The sequence below is a fragment of the Ideonella sp. P3_A4 genome (genome assembly GCF_056403075.1).
Map to the genome: position 1 here is coordinate 1 of NZ_JBFUGE010001090.1, position 1,252 is coordinate 1,252.

At 70.8% G+C, this 1,252-nt stretch carries 1 protein-coding gene; it reads right to left on the bottom strand.

The window, feature by feature from the left end:
• Window positions 1-1,252 (bottom strand): hypothetical protein (locus AC1DYI_RS36085; protein ID WP_477208894.1); only part of this gene is annotated, 1,252 nt, incomplete at both ends.

Sequence of the window (1,252 nt, forward strand, 5' to 3'; positions counted from 1 at the left end):
GCATCACCAAGCCCGAACGCAGGAGGCCTTCGGTGGTGTCCAGCAGCACGCGGTGCGGTTCGAGCGGCCGCCAGTCGTCGCCGCACCAGGCGTGCCAGTGCAGGCGTGGCGTGGGCCGGCCAAGCGCTTCGCGTGCGGCCTCGCTGCGCAGACGGAACAGCAGGCTCAAGGAGCCTTCCGCAGCCGGGCCGTCCAGGCCGATGTAGAGCTGGCCCGCGCCGTGCCAGCGCTGCACCACATACACCGGGCAGGTCTGCGGCATGCGGCGCAGCGGCTGCAGGCCAAAGGGCGTGATGTGCAGCAGCTCGCCATGCCGGGCCCGCGATGCATCGGGCCGCGGCGTGAGGCGCTGGCGCGAGCGGTAGTCGACGGTCATCGATTCCAGCACCGGCGTGTAGGGCGCCAGCGGCAGCGGCCGGCCCCGCTCGGGCTTGAGCCGGCTGTTGTGGGTCAGCGTCTCGGCCATCAGGCGCGGGTAGAGCGCATGGCCGAAGGCGTCGGGCGGGCCCGCCAGCTGCAGGCGGAAGAAGCCCTGCCGGCTGCCGAGACCGAACTCCGGTGCCTGCGCGATCGTGCCGGGTGGCGCTGGCGGCAGCAACACCGGGTGGTGCAGGCGAAGCAGTTCTGCGCCGTCCACATCCATGTGCTGCACCACCTCGCCACGGGGGGGGAACAGCGGCAGCGTGGGGCCGTTGGCTTCCTGCCAGCGCCCGTCAGACAGCAGCGACAGCAGCACCTGGAAGTCAGGCTCGGACCAACCGTCGCCCGGATAGTCGGCGTAGTGATCGACCAGGCCGCGTGGGGGCAGGCCGCTCCACTGCAGGTTCAGCTGCAGGTGCTCCAGCGGCTTGCTGGCCAGCTCGGCATGGGTGAACACGAGATACGAGCTGCTGTCCGGCAAGGGGCCCAGCGGCATGAAAGGCTTGCTGGGGTCGAGCCGGCCCAGCTGGTTGTGCACCTGCAGGCAGCGCGCGCCTTGCACATTGACCGTTAGTTCCGCTGCTTCGAGCCGCAGCTGTTGCAGCAGGCTGCTGACGAACAGGCGGCTGCGGTTGTGCACACGCAGTTGCAGCACCGGCAAGGCGGGCCAGCCGGGGCCGTGCAGCGGCTCGCTGGCCGCCACGATCGCGGGCTGGTCGGCCGACAAGCTCATGCTGATCGCGAGGCCGCTGATGGCATCCGGGCCGTTGTCAACCCGGCTCGCGAAGGCTTCGCCGAGGTCCAGCCAGCCGTCGGCCACCGACAGCAGCAC